The organism is Anabaena sp. CCY 9402-a (assembly GCF_963920945.1).
Lineage (GTDB): Bacteria > Cyanobacteriota > Cyanobacteriia > Cyanobacteriales > Nostocaceae > Trichormus > Trichormus minutissimus.
The window spans coordinates 22,780-39,759 of record NZ_CAWUDL010000021.1 but is presented as its reverse complement, the minus strand read 5'-3'; the positions used below and the strand labels follow the sequence as shown (position 1 = coordinate 39,759).

Sequence of the window (16,980 nt, the reverse complement as noted above, 5' to 3'; positions counted from 1 at the left end):
AATCTGCTTTTATTCTGAAGTGATATTCTGAAGTTGTACAAACACATAACGGCGCATCTGTAGCATTGACTGTAGACTAAACCATGCACCACGCTTCTATCCGCACTGCGAATATCCATCAAGCGATCGCCTTTTATGAAATACTAGGCTTTAGTGTCTGTGAACGCTTCACTACCGGCTACACCCTAGCTTGCTGGATGGAAGGCTTAGGCGGCAGAATTGAACTGATTCAAATTCCCCAGCCAAAACCAGCCCCGGATGCCTTTGGTGATGAACATTATGTGGGATACTATCACCTGTCTTTTGATGTAACAGAAATTACCCCAGATTTACCGAGATGGTTGAAAAGTTTACAAGAACGTGTAGCATTGACACCAGAATTACCACCGTTAAAAATTCTTTTAGAACCGACTCAGCAGCAAATAGGCGATCGCATCTTAGAAGTAGCATTTGTTGCTGATACGGATGGCTTACCCTTAGAATTCATCCGATTTTTAACCCAACTTAATTAGTTTCCTGTCATTTATTTGGTCTATTTATATACATTATTCATATTGCCGAGGTAACATATTCTCAGGAGAATTAGATAATTCTCGGCACTCAAAATAAATTAATTTCCGTACATCTACCGAAATAAATGTCTGTCTTATCTGCGTGCTATAAATACCGTTATTATTTTTTGCTGTTGGGTATTTCATTAGTTGCGGTATTATTTCTTGGCAATGTACCTGCTGAGAGTCAACATATAACTACTTCTAATCGAGTGAATCACCAATTAACATTAGTGACCAAAAATCCCCAAGAATTAAAATTAACAGAAAATGTTCATAAGACATTATTAGACAATGGTCTAACTGTCTTCATTAAAGAAGTACATACAGCACCAGTGGTAAGTGTGCAGGTGTGGTACAAGTTCGGTTCACGCTATGAAGCATTGGGAGTTAACGGCATAGCTCACCAACTAGAACATATGATGTTTAAAGGCACAACCAGCCGTCCAACTCAATTTGGCTGGTTATTTAGTGCTTTAGGCAGTGACTCAAACGCTTTTACGAGTTATGACCAAACAGCTTATTACGGAACTGTAGAACAGAACAAGCTCAAAGCACTGCTAGTTTTAGAAGCAGATAGAATGCAAAATGCGCTGATGGATGGCGAACACCTAGCTAAAGAGAAGCGGGTGGTCATTTCCGAATTGCAGGGTTACGAAAATAGCCCAGAATATCGCCTCAATCGAGCTATCCTGCGGTCAGTATTTCCCAATTATGCGTATGGTTTACCCGTGGGTGGGACTAAGGCGGATGTGGAAAAATTCCAGCCTGAGCAAATACAGCAGTATTATCACCAGTTTTATCATCCTGACAATGCCGTCTTAGTCATTGTTGGCGATTGTCAAGCCGAAAAAACCCTAGCCACAGTCAAAGAAATCTTCGGCAATATTCCTAAAAGTCAGAATATCTCAAACCCCTCCCCTAACAGGAGAGAGGCTTTGACTTTTCCCCCTTCCCTAGTAGGGAAGGGGGTTAGGGGGTTAGGTCAAGAAATGACTGTTTCAGATGCAGTTAAAAGTCCCCAATCGCCAATTATCCTCCGAGAACCAGGATCAGCCACATTATTACAAGCTGTATATCCACTACCACAGGCAAATCACCAAGATATACCAGCTTTAGAGATTGCTGACTACATCTTGACAGAAGGAAGAAATTCCCGACTGTATCAAACCTTGGTGGAATCGGGATTAGCAAATGATATTTCAGGTTCAGTGGTTAGCTTACACAAAGCAGGTTGGTATGAGTTGTTAGTCACAGCAGATCCTGACCAAGATTTGACTAAAATTGACTCAGTGCTGAATAATGCGATCGCCAAGTTAACCCAAAAAGGTATAACAGCCGCAGAATTAGCTAGAGCCAAAAGACAGTTAGAAGCTGCCATAATCTTGAGTAACCGTAATATCACTGATCAAGCCATGCAGTTAGGCAATGATGAGACAACTACGGGTGATTATCGCTTTACAGATCATTATTTAGCAGCCGTTCGTCAAGTCACCGCCGCAGATGTTGTGGGTGTATTAAACAAATATCTGGCAAAATCTGCCCGAACAGTGGGTATTTTTCAACCAGTTGTCACTCAAGCCAAAGAAATTGGCACAAAACAGTCACCGCCACACATAAGAGAGAATTTATCTGGTAATTCACCTGTTCCACCCTCCGAGATGATGCAGTATCTACCAGCCATCGATACTGATCAGAGTGATGCTCAAAACACTGCCTTCAAACTACCACAGCAATTTACCTTAGCTAACGGCCTACAGGTATTATTGTTAAGCGATCGCAGTACACCTACCATTACCTTAAGTGGTCATATCAAAGCAGGTACAGAATTTGACCCAGGTGAACAAGCCGGATTAGCTATGCTGGTAACCGATGGCTTGATGAGTGGGACTAAAACCAAAAATGCTTCCACCTTAGCCAAAGCTTTGGAAGATAGAGGCGCGACTTTGGACTTTGCCGCCTACCGCAATGGTGTGCAGATTGAGGGCAATAGTCTGGCTGAAGACTTACCTGTTTTAATCAAAACCTTAGCAGATGCTCTGAAAAATAGTACATTTCCGCAAAAAGAATTGGAATTAAACCGCCAACAAGCTTTAACAGACCTCAAATCGGACTTAGATAATCCGGCGGAAGTAGCCAAAAGAATATTTTTACAATCGATTTACCCAAAAAAACATCCCCTACACCAGTTTCCTACACAGGAGAGTCTGCGACGCATTAAACGTCAGGATATTGTGGCTTTCCAAAGTAAATATTATCGTCCAGATACGATGGTATTGGTAGTCGTGGGAGATTTTGACCCAGACAAAGTGCGATCGCTCATTCAAGCAGAGTTTGGTAATTGGCGCGTGAGTGGACAAGCACCCAGCATAGAATATCCCCAAGTCTCAAACCCCAGTAGTCTTGTCCGGGTGAACCCAATTGTCCCCGGTAAAACACAAGCTATTACTTACATGGGTTATACAGGTATCAAACGCCAAGACCCCAGATTTTACCAAGCTTTGGTTTTAAATCAAATTTTAGGAGGAGACACCCTATCGAGCCGCCTAGGGGCAGAAGTGCGCGATCGCCAAGGCTTAACCTACGGAATTTATAGCCATTTTCAAGCCGAAAAAGACTTTGGGACATTTTGGATTGAAATGCAAACCAGTCCAGAAGATGCAAATCAAGCGATCGCTAGTACCCGTCAATTACTCCAACAAATCCATCAGCACGGTGTTACAGCCACAGAATTAGAGATGGCTAAACGTACCTTAATTGGTGGTTATAATGTCTCTCTGGCAGATCCAGAAGAGTTAACCAGTAACATCTTGATGAATCAGGTGTATGGTTTGGACAAAACAGAGTTACATACTTATACACAAAAAATTCAGCAAGTTACTCTCGATGACGTTAATCAAGCCGCCCGTGAGTTACTGCACCCTGACCAAATTGTTGTAGTTACTGCCGGCCCTGCTATGTTGGCTAGCCAAAGTGTTAGATAATGGAAGTCAATTCGTAATTAAAGAACTTCTGCCTCGTCCCTATATTATCTTGTTCATAATGTTGATGGAGATTTTTTATACTGGGTTGATATTAATTCGGCGTAGCTGTGTAATTTTGGCATTACTGCTAGGTTTGGTTTTCAGCCATCCTCGTCTGGCGATCGCGGCAAATCTTACTGGTGATTTGCTGAAAATGCCAGCTACAGAAATTACAGTTAGTTTAGGCAATTCTGCTAACGAACTGAAATTTGAGCCAAATCACTTGGACTTTGTAGCCGGGAAACGTTATCAACTCAAGCTAACTAATCCCAGTCAAATGAAACACTACTTTACAGCCAAAGATTTTGCTGATGTTATCTGGACGCAAAAAGTTGAAGCTGGAAAAGTAGAGATTAAGGGCGCAATTCATGAACTGGAACTCAAGCCTGGTGCGGTAGCAGAATGGGTGTTTGTGCCAATGAAACCAGGAAAATATAGCTTGCGTTGTTCTATCCCTGGACACACAGAAGCAGGGATGACAGGGGAGATTATTATTGCTGGTAAATAGACAAGGGAGGTTGACTGTTGACTAATTGGCAACAAAAAATCAGCTAACGTAAATATAGATATTATTTCTCAATTAAACTTTAGATAAACACTGCAAATTTAGCGGCAAAGCGCAAGTAATTATTAGTTTCCCATGAACATTTTCACCAACTTGCTTTCTCAAGCACCTAAGCCTACACAATCCAGCAAACAACGCCGGGGGATTGAAATTAAATCGCCGCGTGAAATTGATATTATGCGGCAATCAGCAAAAATTGTTGCTACTGTCCTCAAAGAAATTTCGGAATTAGTCAAGCCAGGAATGACTACAGCCGACTTGGATGCTTATGCAGAAAAACGCATCCGAGAAATGGACGCAACACCAAGCTTTAAGGGATATCACGGTTTTACTGGTTCTATCTGTTCCAGCATTAATAATGAAGTGGTGCATGGTATCCCCAATCCCAAAAAAGTGATTCGTGCTGGGGACGTATTAAAAGTAGATACAGGTGCTTATTATCAAGGGTTTCATGGTGATTCCTGCATTACAATTGCCGTGGGTGAAGTTACCCCAGATGCTGCTAAACTAATTCGCGTCGCCGAAGAAGCCCTTTATAAAGGTATAGAACAAGTCAAAGCAGGCGCATATCTGCTTGATTTAGCCGGCGCAATTGAAGATCATGTCAAAGTTAACGGCTTTAGCGTGGTTGAAGAATTTACTGGACATGGTGTAGGACGCAACTTACACGAAGAACCCTCAGTATTTAACTACCGTACACGGGAAATGCCCAACGTGAAACTGCGTGCCGGTATGACGTTGGCGATTGAGCCAATTTTGAATGCTGGTTCTAAACATACACGCACCTTATCAGACAGATGGACAGCTGTAACTGTGGATAATTCCTTGTCAGCACAGTTTGAGCATACAGTTTTGGTAACTGAAACTGGGTATGAAATTTTGACCGATCGTACTAAAGTTTAATTAAAAATTATAGCAAAGAGCGATCGCATACCCAGGCGAGCGCTTTTTGCTGACAGGCTAGCAAAAACTAATGCACTACTTTAGGCTTGCCACACCAATAAGCGTGTTTCAAAAATCAAATACGAGCCTTATATGTGTAAATTCTTCAACGTTACTTATGCTATATCTAGCGTTATGATTTTTAACTTATTTATAAAATTCGAGAACCTCAGTTTTGCAAAGAAACCGAAGTTTTGAAGTATCGTAATTTCTACAAATTAAATAGGACTACTATACACACTATGAAGGTTGAAAGAATGCAATGGTTGCAAATAGCTTTTCAGTATAAAGGTTCAGTTATTTCATCAATATATAAACGGGTTATTGGGTGTGGCTTATTTGGAGTTTCAGTTTCCTTACTTTATTATTTAAAATTACCTGTATCTCAACCTATTCTAGGAACTATTATTCCTAGTATTGTTTTAGGTCTATTATTAGTTTTTCGTACTAATACAGCTTACGATCGCTTTTGGGAAGGTAGAAAATTCTGGGGTTCAATAGTAAATAACGTCCGCAATCTAGCTAGGCAAATTTTAGTCTCTATTGATGAAATATCCCCAAAAGATAAAGAGAACAAAATCAATGTTTTATATTTATTAGTGGCTTTTGCTGTAGCTACCAAATTACATTTACGTAGCGAACCAGTAAATAATGAGTTAGAAGAATTAATGTCATCTTCTAAATATTTTAAACTTATAAATATGAATAATCCGCCCTTAGAAATAGCCTTTTGGATTGGAGATTATTTACAAAGACAGCATAGCCGAAATTGCCTCAACTCATATCAATTAATATCAATACAAGAATTATTAAACAATCTAATAGATAATTTGGGGGGTTGTGAACGGATTTTAAAAACACCCATGCCTCTAGCTTATTCCATTCATTTGAAGCAATTATTATTACTGTATTGCTTGCTTTTACCATTTCAGATGGTACAGAGTTTAGAATGGTGGACAGGCGCAGTTGTAGCGTTGGTAAGTTTTACTTTATTCGGGATTGAAGCCATTGGTTTAGAGATAGAAAACCCCTTTGGTTATGATGCCAATGATTTACCATTAGATGCAATTTGTCACACCATGAAACGCAATATTGATGATTTAATCAGTTTATCTTTGAATGTGCGATCGCCTGAAGATACTGAATTACCCCTTCTGCCTCCTGAGTGCTGAGTGCTGTTAGCGGTAGCGCGGCGTTTAGCCGATGCTGAGTGCTGAGTGCTGAGTCCCCAATCCCCAGTCCCCAGTCCCCTACACCTTCCTAATACCTAGTTCCAAACCTTCGCAAACACCAACAAGAAAATCGAAATCTAGAGTAGCAATTGTGTCACTACGTTGATGATAGTGAGGATTTCGTAAAAAAGCTGTGTCTGTCACCATCATGGCCGGATAACCTGCATCCCAAAACGGAGCATGATCGCTTAATCTGGTTTGACGGACTATCAAGCCTCTATTTGGCACTGGTAGCCACTGACTTGATATCCCAGCTTGGCGAATACTGCGACTCATGCCGATTAAATCAGGAATTGTGCGTAAATTGCCAATTAAAGCAATAAAATCACCAGTATCGGGGTAAAAGCGTTCCAAAGGAGGGGGATAACTTTGGCTACCAGGGGTAAAATCACGATATCCCAACATTTCTAGAGACATCATCAAGCGTAAAGGTTGCTTTTGTTGTCGCAGTAAGGCTGCATAGTCAGCACTACCCAACAAACCATATTCCTCCATATCAAAAGCCACCAGCCGCAAGGGATATTTAGCTGGTTGTGCGGCAAATTTCCTCGCTAATTCCAACAATACCGCCACACCTGTAGCATTATCATCAGCCCCTGACGTTCCTGGTACAGCATCATAGTGTGCGCCAATTAGAATTGGAGGTAAATCCTGTTTTTTGGGTGTAGATTGGGCAGGTAAATTGAGGATGAGATTATGAAAATTTCTATTGTTAACAGCAAAGGTGTGGATTTCCACACTTCCCCATTGAGAAAATTCTTGGCGGATGTATTCTTGGACAAAGAAATGTCCCGCAGTCGCCATGTAAGGATCGCGTTCTCGCGCTATCTGTTGGAGGTGATTATGTAATCTTTCTTGTAAATTCAAGTGTTTAGAAGATTTTTAATCTCAAATTTATCATGTAGGGATAAAGCAAAAAACAAAGATTTATAGGGGGATTTCCCAACTTAAAGCAGCAATGAACTTAAGTCAATGGAGTACAAGATTTCAGGGTTCTAGGACATACTCAGCATGGTGAATGCTATCCTAGTCTTGCAACTAACTCCTCAAGCTTTAATTCCTTCAATTTTTGCTTCGATGATCTCTATTATACCATTGAGGCAATTTTACCCTGTAGCACTAAGCTAGAGGTAGTTCCGCCCAATCATAATATATGTATAAGTCACACTAGGAGAAGAGTAACGCATGGGCAAGGTAGTCGGCATCGACTTGGGTACAACCAACTCAGTAGTCGCCGTAATGGAGGGTGGCAAGCCGGTGGTGATTGCCAATGCAGAAGGAATGCGAACAACCCCCTCCGTAGTTGGCTTCAGCAAAGAAGGCGAACGGGTGGTTGGGCAAATGGCAAGACGGCAAACAGTCCTCAACCCGCAAAATACTTATTTTGCAGTTAAACGCTTTATCGGGCGCAAGTACGGCGAACTGAACTCAGAATCGAAGCGTGTACCCTACACTATCCGTAAAGACGATGTAGGTAATATCAAGATTGCCTGTCCCCGTCTCAATAAAGACTTTGCCTCCGAAGAAATCTCGGCAATGGTGCTGAAAAAATTGGCAGACGATGCCAGCACCTACTTAGGCGCACAAGTCACCGGGGCAGTAATTACAGTTCCGGCTTATTTTAATGATTCCCAAAGGCAAGCAACCCGCGATGCAGGTAGGATTGCTGGGTTGGAAGTGTTGCGGATTCTCAACGAACCGACAGCCGCATCCCTAGCTTATGGGTTAGATCGGGGTTATACGGAAACCATCTTAGTATTTGACTTGGGTGGTGGAACATTTGACGTATCAATTCTGGAAGTAGGCGATGGGGTGTTTGAAGTTAAATCTACCAGTGGTGATACTCAACTAGGTGGTAATGACTTTGATAAAAAAGTAGTTGATTGGTTAGCAGAGCAATTTTTAGAAGCAGAAGGTGTAGACTTAAGACGCGATCGCCAAGCTTTGCAACGTTTGATGGAAGCCGCAGAAAAAGCCAAAATAGAACTTTCTGCCGTCAGCGTCACCGACATTAACTTACCCTTTATCACTGCTACGGAAGACGGCCCCAAACATCTAGAAACTCGCCTCACACGCTCCCAGTTTGAAGGTTTGTGTGCTGACTTATTAGGACGTATTCGCACCCCAGTCAAACGGGCTTTAAAAGATGCAGGCTTGCGTCCAGACGACATTGAAGAAGTCGTACTAGTTGGTGGTTCTACACGAATGCCAATGGTGAAACAACTGGTGCGGGATATGATTGGCATTGAACCTAGCGAAAATGTCAATCCTGATGAAGTCGTGGCGATGGGTGCAGCCATTCAAGCAGGTATCCTCGCCGGGGAATTTAAAGATGTGCTGCTATTGGATGTTACGCCTTTATCTTTGGGCTTAGAAACCATCGGCGGCGTAATGAAAAAACTGATTCCTCGCAATACTACTATCCCAGTCCGCCGTTCTGATATTTTCTCCACCTCAGAAAATAACCAAAACAGCGTGGAAATCCACGTTGCCCAAGGTGAACGGGAAATGGCAGATGATAATAAATCTTTGGGCAGGTTCAAACTCTATGGCATTCCACCCGCACCACGGGGAATCCCACAAATTCAAGTGTCGTTAGATATTGATGCTAACGGGATTTTACAGGTGACAGCCTTAGATAGAACCACGGGCAGAGAACAGAGTATCACCATTCAAGGTGCTTCTACCTTGAGTGAATCTGAAGTTAACCGGATGATTCAGGATGCTCAAAAATATGCTGATGTTGATCGGGAACGCAAAGAAAGGGTAGAAAAACGCACCCGTTCGGAAGCTTTGATTTTGCAAGCCGAACGACAGCTAAGAGAAGTCGCCTTAGAATTTGGAATGCAGTTTGCCCGTAACCGTCGCCAACGCATTGATAATATTAGCCGAGAACTGCGGGACAGTCTCAAAGAAGATGACGATCGCGGCATCGATCAAGCCTATGTTGACTTGCAAGATGCTTTGTATGAACTGAATCGGGAAGTCCGCGAGTATTATGCTGAGGACGAAGACGACGATTTATTCGGCACAATTCGGGACATCTTTACAGGCGATAAAGACAAAGAACGCGATCGCGACTTTTCTAGAGATAATTATCGAGACAGCTACTCTGAACGCGACTCTTACAAGCGAGACTATAACAGAGATTATGAACGCGATCGCCGTTCTACCTACGATAGCAGTCCGCCTCCTCGTCGTTCTGCCCGGCCGAGTTACCAGGATAATTGGGATGAAGATGATGATTGGTTATAGAGGGAATGAGGCATTGGGCATTGGGCATTAGGCATGGGAAATATAATTTACATTGTCTAATTTGTCCCCTACACCCTTAAACCCCTTCTTCCTGAATTCGGATTTAGTAATTGGTAATTAGTAATTGATATTATCCATTACTAGTTAACGATTACTAAAATCTAAAATTTAAAAGCTAATTAAATGAATATGCAGAATTTGCAGAATTTTCGAGATTACTACGAAATTTTAGGGGTAGATAAAGATGCTACCAATGAGGACATTAAAAAGAATTATCGGCGGTTAGCTAGACAATATCACCCTGATCTCAACCCAGGCAACAAAGCAGCAGAAGACAAATTTAAAGATATTGGGGAAGCTTACGAAGTCCTTTCTGACACCGCTAAACGAGCGCAGTACGACCAATTTAGCCGTTACTGGAAGCAAAAAGGCTTTAGTAAACAAACACCAAAACCTAAAGCTTGGGAACGTACAGCAGAACGCAATCCCAATCAAAATGTAGATCCTAGCCAGTTTGCCAATTTTGAAGACTTTATTAATCAAGTTGTGGGTGTAGGTGTTCGCCAAGACACTAGAAATGGGGCAAGTAGCAGCACTACGACTGATCCCTTCCGTACCCCAAAAAGTAAAGTCCAATACACAGTTCCTAAAAATCCACCGCGTCCCACTCGTCGGGATATCGAAGCTAGGTTAACCCTACCATTAGAAAAAGCGTATCAAGGTGGAACAGAACGCATTAGACTAGAAGACGGGCGATCGCTAGAAGTAAATATGCCCCCCGCTATGGTGACAGGGCAAAGTGTCCGCCTGCGAAATCAAGGCATTGGTGGCGGCGACCTCTACTTAAAAATTACCGTCGAGCCTCATCCATTATTTAAAATTGAAGGTTCTAATATATCTTGCCAAGTACCAGTAACTCCCACTGAAGCAGTCTTAGGCGGACAGGTCGAAGCACCCACTCTGGATGGTCCTGTGAAAATGACCATCCCTCCAGGAGTTAGGTCTGGTCAAAGATTCCGCTTGGCTAATAAAGGTTATCCCATCGAAGATGGTAAACGTGGTGATCAATTGGTCGAAATCCAAATAGTTACCCCGAAAAACATTAGCCAGGAAGAACGAGAACTATACGAAAAGCTACGGCAAATTGAAACCTTTAAACCCCGCGCTGATTTATTGGGTTAGGATTGTGCTTTGAAAAATTCACCTGTTGAATTGTACTACAGCAGTTGACGTAATTCCTCAATTGTGCTTGCTGTAATAACATGGCGTAAAAGTTCTTTTAATTGTGCTATGTCGCTAATTTGATTGATTTGTGGCAGCAATTGCCAGCCATCCTCGCCAAATTTCGCCTCTAAATTAATTTCGATACTAGATATTATTCCACGCCGTTCCCCACGTGCTTCCCCGCGTGCTTCCCCGCGTGCTTCGCCTCGTGCTTCACCTTCACGCAAAATTTCTTGATACCAGGGTGATTCACGTAATACAGTCATATCCCACCTCATAATCTCTTGAACTAAGGAACTATCTAAAACAAACGTAGCAAAAAAAGCTAAGACTGTTTCTAATTGGTTTAACTGTTCATCTGCACGGAGAATTTGCAATGCTTCTCGAATGAGAGACTCATCCTCACCACCTTTGAGAATGGGAACAAATGGCAATAAGCATGGTAAGGGTTGTTTCAAGGCAATATTCACATCAACTTCCCAAAGGTTAATCACCCGATAATCTTGGATTGCACGTAACCCTGCCAGATTTGATGTAAAGCTTGTAGGTATTTCTTCGTTACTCGTTTTGAGAATATTGATTAAAACCGGGTACGTAGGTAAATTATATTTTTCTTCTGCCAATGCTGCATAAGCACGCATTCGGCGTGGCATTTGGCGTTGGTAGCGTAATTGCAATTCGTTGAGAACCAGAAATTCACCGTGTTCAGAACTGGTGACACGGACTAAAACATCACTTTGTCGGCTAATCCACTGAAATTCAGAATTAAGAATTTCTCCCGCAACGATATCAGGCATTTGAGTTACCCATCTTACCCAATTGTCGGGTGCAAGGCTGATTAATTTTTTAGTGCTGACATCTGCGGATTTAGTCAAGTCGCTGCGCTCCGAACTCAAAATTCAAAATTAATTACCCCACAGATAAATCAGGAGGTGTAGGAGAGAAATATTTATCCTTTCTTCTGCCTAAGTCCTATGAAATTTATCGTAACTTAGTGAGAGTGGCAGGTTTACAATATTAAGAAACTTGATTGCAAGGTGAATCAAACAGCTGTGAATCAACATGGGGCAATGCCGCAAAGCAATAAACCCAGCTATTACTCTATGCTAGGGCTGCATCCCTCAGCATCAGTTATCGATATTCGTCGCGCTTATCGGGAACTGAGTAAACGCTATCATCCCGATAGCACAGAATTACCTGCTGCTGTCGCCACCCCAAAATTTCAGCAAATTAACGAAGCCTACGCCACCCTGAGTAATCCCGAAAGGCGTTTAAATTATGACATCAAGATAGGCTATTCTCGGTTTGGGGTGATTCAAGCACCGCCTGATTTGCACCATCCTGTCTCTTCTGCTTATGATTACTCAAAATCAGCTTACTTGGATGCCAGTGATGGGCTACGCCCCACCGGAGGTGATCGCCCCCTCTCCTCTGGCGAAATTTTTGCTTTATTTATTTTAGCTGTGACTTTGGTAGGTTGTTTACTGCTAGCGATCGCCATCGGTCTAACTCGTGGTGATCAAGCTTTACAAACCCAGATACCACAACCAACAGTTACACTACAACGACCAATTTCTTCTGTGGGGAGAGGTGACAGGTTACAGGTAAAGTAACTAATGACTAATAACTAATAAACAATTTTGAATTTTTATGTCTATACTTCCCTCAGATACGCCCTTATACAGTCATCCTCTGCCACAAATTGAGCAGTGGTTAAAAGACCAAGGCTGTCAACAAGATGATACACAACTACATTGCTGGCGCATACAAAGACCTAGTTGGCAAGCTGAACTCTGGCTGGATATCGAGCAAATTATCGTGCGATACGTCCAAGCTGGGGAAAATGGACAAGATATCCAACGCGCCTTCAAATATTCCCTGAGTCGAGAAGATATCGAACAAGCGGTGTTTTCTGGCCCTTAGCAGTGGTGAGTGCTGAGTGCTGAGTGCTGAGTAGTGAGTAGTGAGTAGTGAGTAGTGAGTAGGTAGGCATTATTGGGCATTGTATTTTTCTCCCCATGCTTCTCCTGCTTCCCCTGCTTTCTTTTCACCTGTCACCTATCTCTAAACCTTGCCAAATCGTCGCTCCCTTTGCTGATAAGCACATAAGGCGCGGTGAAATTCAGCGCGGTCAAAATCTGGCCAGAGGGTATCAGTAATGTAAATTTCTCCATAAGCCATTTGCCAGAGGAGGAAATTGGAGAGGCGCATTTCTCCACTAGTGCGGATGAGCAAATCTGGGTCGGAAATTCCGGCTGTGTATAAGTGGCGTTCAAATACTTCTTCAGAGATTTCATCAGGTTGGAGGAGACCTTGCTGGACTTTTTGGGCGATCGCCCGGCAAGCTTGTAAAATCTCTTGTCGCCCGCCGTAGTTAGTCGCCACAGAAAACCGGATAGCGCGATTATGCTTGGTTTCTTCCATTGAACGGGAAATTTCCGCTTGTAGCGATCGCGGCAAAGCTGCTAAATTTCCCACAAACTGAATTTGGACATTTTCCTCGACCATTTCCCGCAACTCTTGACGTAACACTCTCTGAAACAGCGTCATCAAGAAATCTACTTCTTCTTGGGGTCTTTTCCAGTTTTCTGTGGAAAAGGCATAAGCCGTTAATGCTTGAATCCCCCAATCTTTACAACAACGCAGCAAATCCTTGAGGGCATCAACTCCGCGCTTATGACCCATAATTCGCGGTAGACCTTGACGTTTAGCCCATCTACCATTGCCATCCATAATTACCGCAACGTGTTTGGGCAGTAGTTCTCGTTTCAAGTCCAGGGGCAATTCTTGCAGTTCAGTTTGTTGTATTGTCATTTTTTGTCTTGAGAAGCGGTCGAGGGTAATCCAAGTAAACGTGAAGCTAGTTTTAGTGCCTTACTACCAATCTGAAGACCCAAGCTTAACAAACCAGGAGCTACCGCTTCCCGATCTACAGTTGGGGACAATCGAGCCTCTAAAGACTCTTTGAGCTTCCTAATCGTCAATGGCCTATTTAGAGTTCCCCGTTCCGCGAGGGAAATAGAACCAGTTTCTTCTGATACAACGACACAAATACAATTTTCGACGCGCTCAGTAATTCCCATCGCCGCCCTGTGGCGTGTACCCAATTGGCGCGAGGCTGTGCGTCCCGAAAGCGGTAAAATTATACCCGAAGATACAATCCGTGAACCACGGATTAATGTTGCGCCATCGTGCAGCAGGGTCTTCGGTTGAAAAATCGTGTGTATCAGTTCTTTGGAAACATCCGCATTGAGTTTGACACCAGGTACAGAAAAATCCCGTTCGTCAATGGGGCCAGTTGTTTCCAAAATTAGTAAAGCTCCAATTCGGTTTTTAGAGAGTTCTTTAACCGCTTCCACAATTTCATCTATTACACTATCAGACTTAGGAATAGTCAGATTAGATGGTTGAAACAATTGCCGGAATTCACCTCGTCCCAATTGTTCTAAAAATCGGCGGAACTCTGACTGGAGAGCAACTGCCATTGCTACAGCACAGCCAATTACTAACTTTTCTAGGACAAAATTTAAGAGTGGTAGACCAAACCTACCGCTTAGTGCTGAGGCTAGCATTAAGACAATGAAACCCCGCACCATCCACAGTGTGCGACGCTCACTAATAATAACTAGTATCATGTAAGTCAACGCCAGCACCAATACAATATCCAGAGTCCCCAGCAGCAAGGACTGAGACCATCCTAGGTTTGCCAGCCATTGCTTCCACCAATCTCTCATGACATCTGGATTACTCTTAATACTTTTAGTTAATAGTCAGTAATTAATAGTTATTAGTCATTAGTTATTAACTCATGAACTTTCATGCACTGTTTCCTCTCTTTTTTCTTCTGGTTGGGACATTTTGTTTTGCTTGCTTCTCCAGAATAATCAAAGAAATTCTAGTTTAAAGCCAGTGATTCAGGAAAAAATCCCAGAAACCCTGGACTTAAATAACGACTAATAACTAATAAATCATGACTAACTCTTTAATCTTTCAGGTAAGCAATCTTGTCGAATTAAATCTTGATAAGTTTCGCGTTGCAAAATTAAGTTTGCTTCGCCATTTGCCACTACAACTGCTGCCGGTCTGGGTAAACGGTTATAGTTGGAGGCCATACTGTAATTGTACGCACCAGTTCCCATAACTACGAGAATATCCCCAGGTTCAGTTCTTGGCAGTTGGGCATTTTTGATTAAAATATCCCCTGATTCGCAATGTTTACCCGCAATTGTGACGGTTTCTGTCATAGGCGCAGACAATTTGTTGGCAACGACGGCGCGATAAACTGACTGGTAGGTAATGGGACGGGGATTATCAGACATACCGCCATCTATGGCGACGTAGGTACGAATTTCCGGTATTGTTTTAGATGAACCGATGGTGTAAGCAGTAACACAAGCTGGAGCAATTAGCGATCGCCCTGGTTCAGAGAGTAACTTTGGTAGAGGTAGATTTTCGACTGCACAAGCTGCCTGCACAACTTCACAAATCGCCTTTACCCACTCATCAATGCTTGGTGGATCATCTGATTCTACATATTTAATGCCCAAACCGCCACCAACATTTAATTCGGTGATATTTAAACCGTATTTAACCGCATCTCTTAACCACTGCACCATCACAGCCGCTAAATCCTGATGGGGTTGACGCTCAAAAATTTGCGAACCAATATGAGCGTGTAAGCCTACACAATTTAAATTTGGTTGTTGGCTGACGAACTCAAACACCTCATTTAAATCGTTGGGATCAAAGCCAAACTTACTGTCTAGGTGTCCTGTGCGGATATATTCGTGAGTATGACATTCAATCCCTGGTGTCAGTCGCAACATGATCCGCACTGGTGGTATAGACATTGCGTGCAACATCTCCACCAAGGTATGTAATTCATACCAGTTATCTACAACAATCGTGATCCCAGACTCAATGGCGAAATTTAGTTCTTCACGGGATTTATTATTACCGTGGAGGTAAATTTTTTCAGGACTAATCCCAGCAGCTAGAGCTGTATAAAGTTCACCGCCAGAGACAACATCAATTCCTAACCCTTCCGAGGCGATAATCGCACCGACAGCCAGACAATTCCAGGCTTTAGAAGCATAGATTACCTGAGATTCGCCTTGATAGTATTTTTGAAAGCTATCTCGATATTGTTGGCAGGCTGTTCTGAGGGTTTCCTCATCTAAAATATACAAAGGTGAGCCAAACTGCTGAACTAGGGTTGTGACATCACACCCACCGATTTCCAAGCACCCATCACTATTAACTTTCGCTGTTAGGGGTAAAAGTTCTTGGTTGGGGGAAGTATTTGTATTTATGCTCTGGCTTTGAGGTAAATACTGCGTTCCAGCATATTGAACCTCAGCAGGGTGAGTCGATACCATATTTATATAGATTGTCCTTGTTTAAATTATGGGCGTGAGCAAGTCTCCCGATCCCAGTTTACAAAGGGTTTGTCTTCTTATCCCAATAAAAGTGATCTTATCTTCTAACTTAAAACTCAAATCATTGACCTCAGAGGATCTAAGTGCAATTTTAGAACTAGATCAAGCCTGTTTTGGTGGACTTTGGACGCTGGAGGGCTACCAAAGAGAACTGGATAGTCCTAACAGTGATTTACTGGGAATATTTGCCCCGCACTCCAGCAAAACCTTGCTGGGTATGGGGTGCTTCTGGTCGATTTTAGAGGAAGCTCACATTACAATTGTGGCAGTTCATCCCCAATATCAACGTCAGGGCTTGGGACAGGCTTTAATTTATGCTTTGCTGAAAACAGCTAGCGATCGCAATTTAGAACGAGCTACCCTGGAAGTCCGCGCTTCTAATGAAGCAGCAATCTCTTTATACCAAAAATTTGGGTTCAAAACAGCAGGCCGGAGACGGCGTTATTACCAAGACAACGGTGAAGATGCCTTGATTCTTTGGCTTTCGGATTTACAACAGCCCTCATTTACAGAAAAATTGCAGCACTGGCACAATATGATTGAGACTCAGTTGGAAAAATCGGCTTGGCAGTTAATTTGATTATTGAGATCAGAAAATTCTTAACTATCCTGATATGCAAACTCTTCAGTAGTGCTATTCGCCTCACTTTTAATTGATTGCAAATGCGATCGCCTGGTTTGATTGGAACTGCCTGGTCACAACGTAGTAGGATGATGAACGGGAAAACCTCAAAACCACAGAGGCAACCT

General features: G+C 42.6%; 15 protein-coding genes. 10 read left to right on the top strand and 5 right to left on the bottom strand.

The features are described 5' to 3' along the window. Positions 1-83 precede the first annotated feature (83 nt). The 5 genes from ACM0OR_RS10075 to ACM0OR_RS10055 all read left to right on the top strand — a co-directional run bounded on the left by ACM0OR_RS10075 (position 84) and on the right by ACM0OR_RS10055 (position 6,253). Positions 84-512: a VOC family protein gene (locus ACM0OR_RS10075; RefSeq protein WP_414576112.1), complete on the top strand. Its 429-nt coding sequence runs from the start codon at positions 84-86 to the stop codon at positions 510-512. Positions 513-637: 125 nt separating this feature from the next. Beyond that, the gene (locus ACM0OR_RS10070; protein ID WP_414576111.1) at positions 638-3,535 is read left to right on the top strand and encodes a M16 family metallopeptidase; all 2,898 of its coding nucleotides are present in this window, start codon (positions 638-640) and stop codon (positions 3,533-3,535) included. A 58-nt stretch (positions 3,536-3,593) separates the two neighbouring features. Next, positions 3,594-4,082 carry a cupredoxin domain-containing protein gene (locus tag ACM0OR_RS10065; protein ID WP_414576145.1) on the top strand — a complete coding sequence of 163 codons (489 nt, stop codon included), beginning with the start codon at positions 3,594-3,596 and terminating at the stop codon, positions 4,080-4,082. Between the two features lie 132 nt (positions 4,083-4,214). After that, positions 4,215-5,042 carry a type I methionyl aminopeptidase gene (gene map, locus ACM0OR_RS10060; RefSeq protein WP_414576110.1) on the top strand — a complete coding sequence of 276 codons (828 nt, stop codon included), beginning with the start codon at positions 4,215-4,217 and terminating at the stop codon, positions 5,040-5,042. Positions 5,043-5,323: 281 nt separating this feature from the next. After that, complete coding sequence (locus ACM0OR_RS10055; protein WP_414576109.1) at positions 5,324-6,253, top strand: bestrophin family protein; 930 nt, start codon at positions 5,324-5,326, stop codon at positions 6,251-6,253. Between the two features lie 78 nt (positions 6,254-6,331). Here ACM0OR_RS10055 and ACM0OR_RS10050 read toward each other — a convergent pair whose 3' ends face one another. Next, positions 6,332-7,180: a M28 family peptidase gene (locus ACM0OR_RS10050; protein WP_414576108.1), complete on the bottom strand. Its 849-nt coding sequence runs from the start codon at positions 7,178-7,180 to the stop codon at positions 6,332-6,334. Between the two features lie 318 nt (positions 7,181-7,498). Here ACM0OR_RS10050 and dnaK point away from each other — a divergent pair, with 318 nt between their 5' ends. Beyond that, positions 7,499-9,568, top strand: coding sequence for a molecular chaperone DnaK (dnaK, locus tag ACM0OR_RS10045; protein WP_190699757.1), 2,070 nt, complete (start codon positions 7,499-7,501; stop codon positions 9,566-9,568). Between the two features lie 189 nt (positions 9,569-9,757). Continuing rightward, positions 9,758-10,750: a DnaJ C-terminal domain-containing protein gene (locus ACM0OR_RS10040; RefSeq protein ID WP_414576107.1), complete on the top strand. Its 993-nt coding sequence runs from the start codon at positions 9,758-9,760 to the stop codon at positions 10,748-10,750. A 35-nt stretch (positions 10,751-10,785) separates the two neighbouring features. On the opposite strand, the gene ACM0OR_RS10035 is transcribed toward ACM0OR_RS10040, so the two are convergent. Next, entirely contained in the window at positions 10,786-11,667 is an 882-nt protein-coding gene (locus tag ACM0OR_RS10035; RefSeq protein ID WP_414576106.1) for an Rpn family recombination-promoting nuclease/putative transposase, read from the bottom strand. Between the two features lie 195 nt (positions 11,668-11,862). Between ACM0OR_RS10035 and ACM0OR_RS10030 the strand changes: the two genes are divergently transcribed. Then, on the top strand, positions 11,863-12,405 hold the full coding sequence (locus ACM0OR_RS10030; protein WP_414576144.1) for a J domain-containing protein: 543 nt from the start codon (positions 11,863-11,865) through the stop codon (positions 12,403-12,405). 37 nt (positions 12,406-12,442) lie between these two features. Continuing rightward, a complete protein-coding gene (locus tag ACM0OR_RS10025; RefSeq protein WP_414576105.1) occupies positions 12,443-12,715 on the top strand; it encodes a DUF3143 domain-containing protein in 273 nt (90 codons plus the stop codon). A gap of 141 nt (positions 12,716-12,856) precedes the next feature. On the opposite strand, the gene ACM0OR_RS10020 is transcribed toward ACM0OR_RS10025, so the two are convergent. The 3 genes from ACM0OR_RS10020 to lysA all read right to left on the bottom strand — a co-directional run bounded on the left by ACM0OR_RS10020 (position 12,857) and on the right by lysA (position 16,170). Beyond that, positions 12,857-13,606 (bottom strand): isoprenyl transferase, encoded by a 750-nt coding sequence (locus ACM0OR_RS10020; RefSeq protein WP_414576104.1) that lies wholly within the window; start codon positions 13,604-13,606, stop codon positions 12,857-12,859. Beyond that, positions 13,603-14,526, bottom strand: a complete 924-nt coding sequence (gene cdaA, locus ACM0OR_RS10015; protein ID WP_190699741.1) for a diadenylate cyclase CdaA — start codon at positions 14,524-14,526, stop codon at positions 13,603-13,605. The genes ACM0OR_RS10020 and cdaA overlap by 4 nt, the downstream gene beginning before the upstream one ends. Positions 14,527-14,766: 240 nt before the next feature. Further along, positions 14,767-16,170 (bottom strand): diaminopimelate decarboxylase, encoded by a 1,404-nt coding sequence (gene lysA / locus ACM0OR_RS10010; RefSeq protein ID WP_414576103.1) that lies wholly within the window; start codon positions 16,168-16,170, stop codon positions 14,767-14,769. Between the two features lie 94 nt (positions 16,171-16,264). Between lysA and rimI the strand changes: the two genes are divergently transcribed. Further along, positions 16,265-16,810, top strand: coding sequence for a ribosomal protein S18-alanine N-acetyltransferase (gene rimI / locus ACM0OR_RS10005; protein WP_414576143.1), 546 nt, complete (start codon positions 16,265-16,267; stop codon positions 16,808-16,810). Positions 16,811-16,980 lie beyond the last annotated feature (170 nt).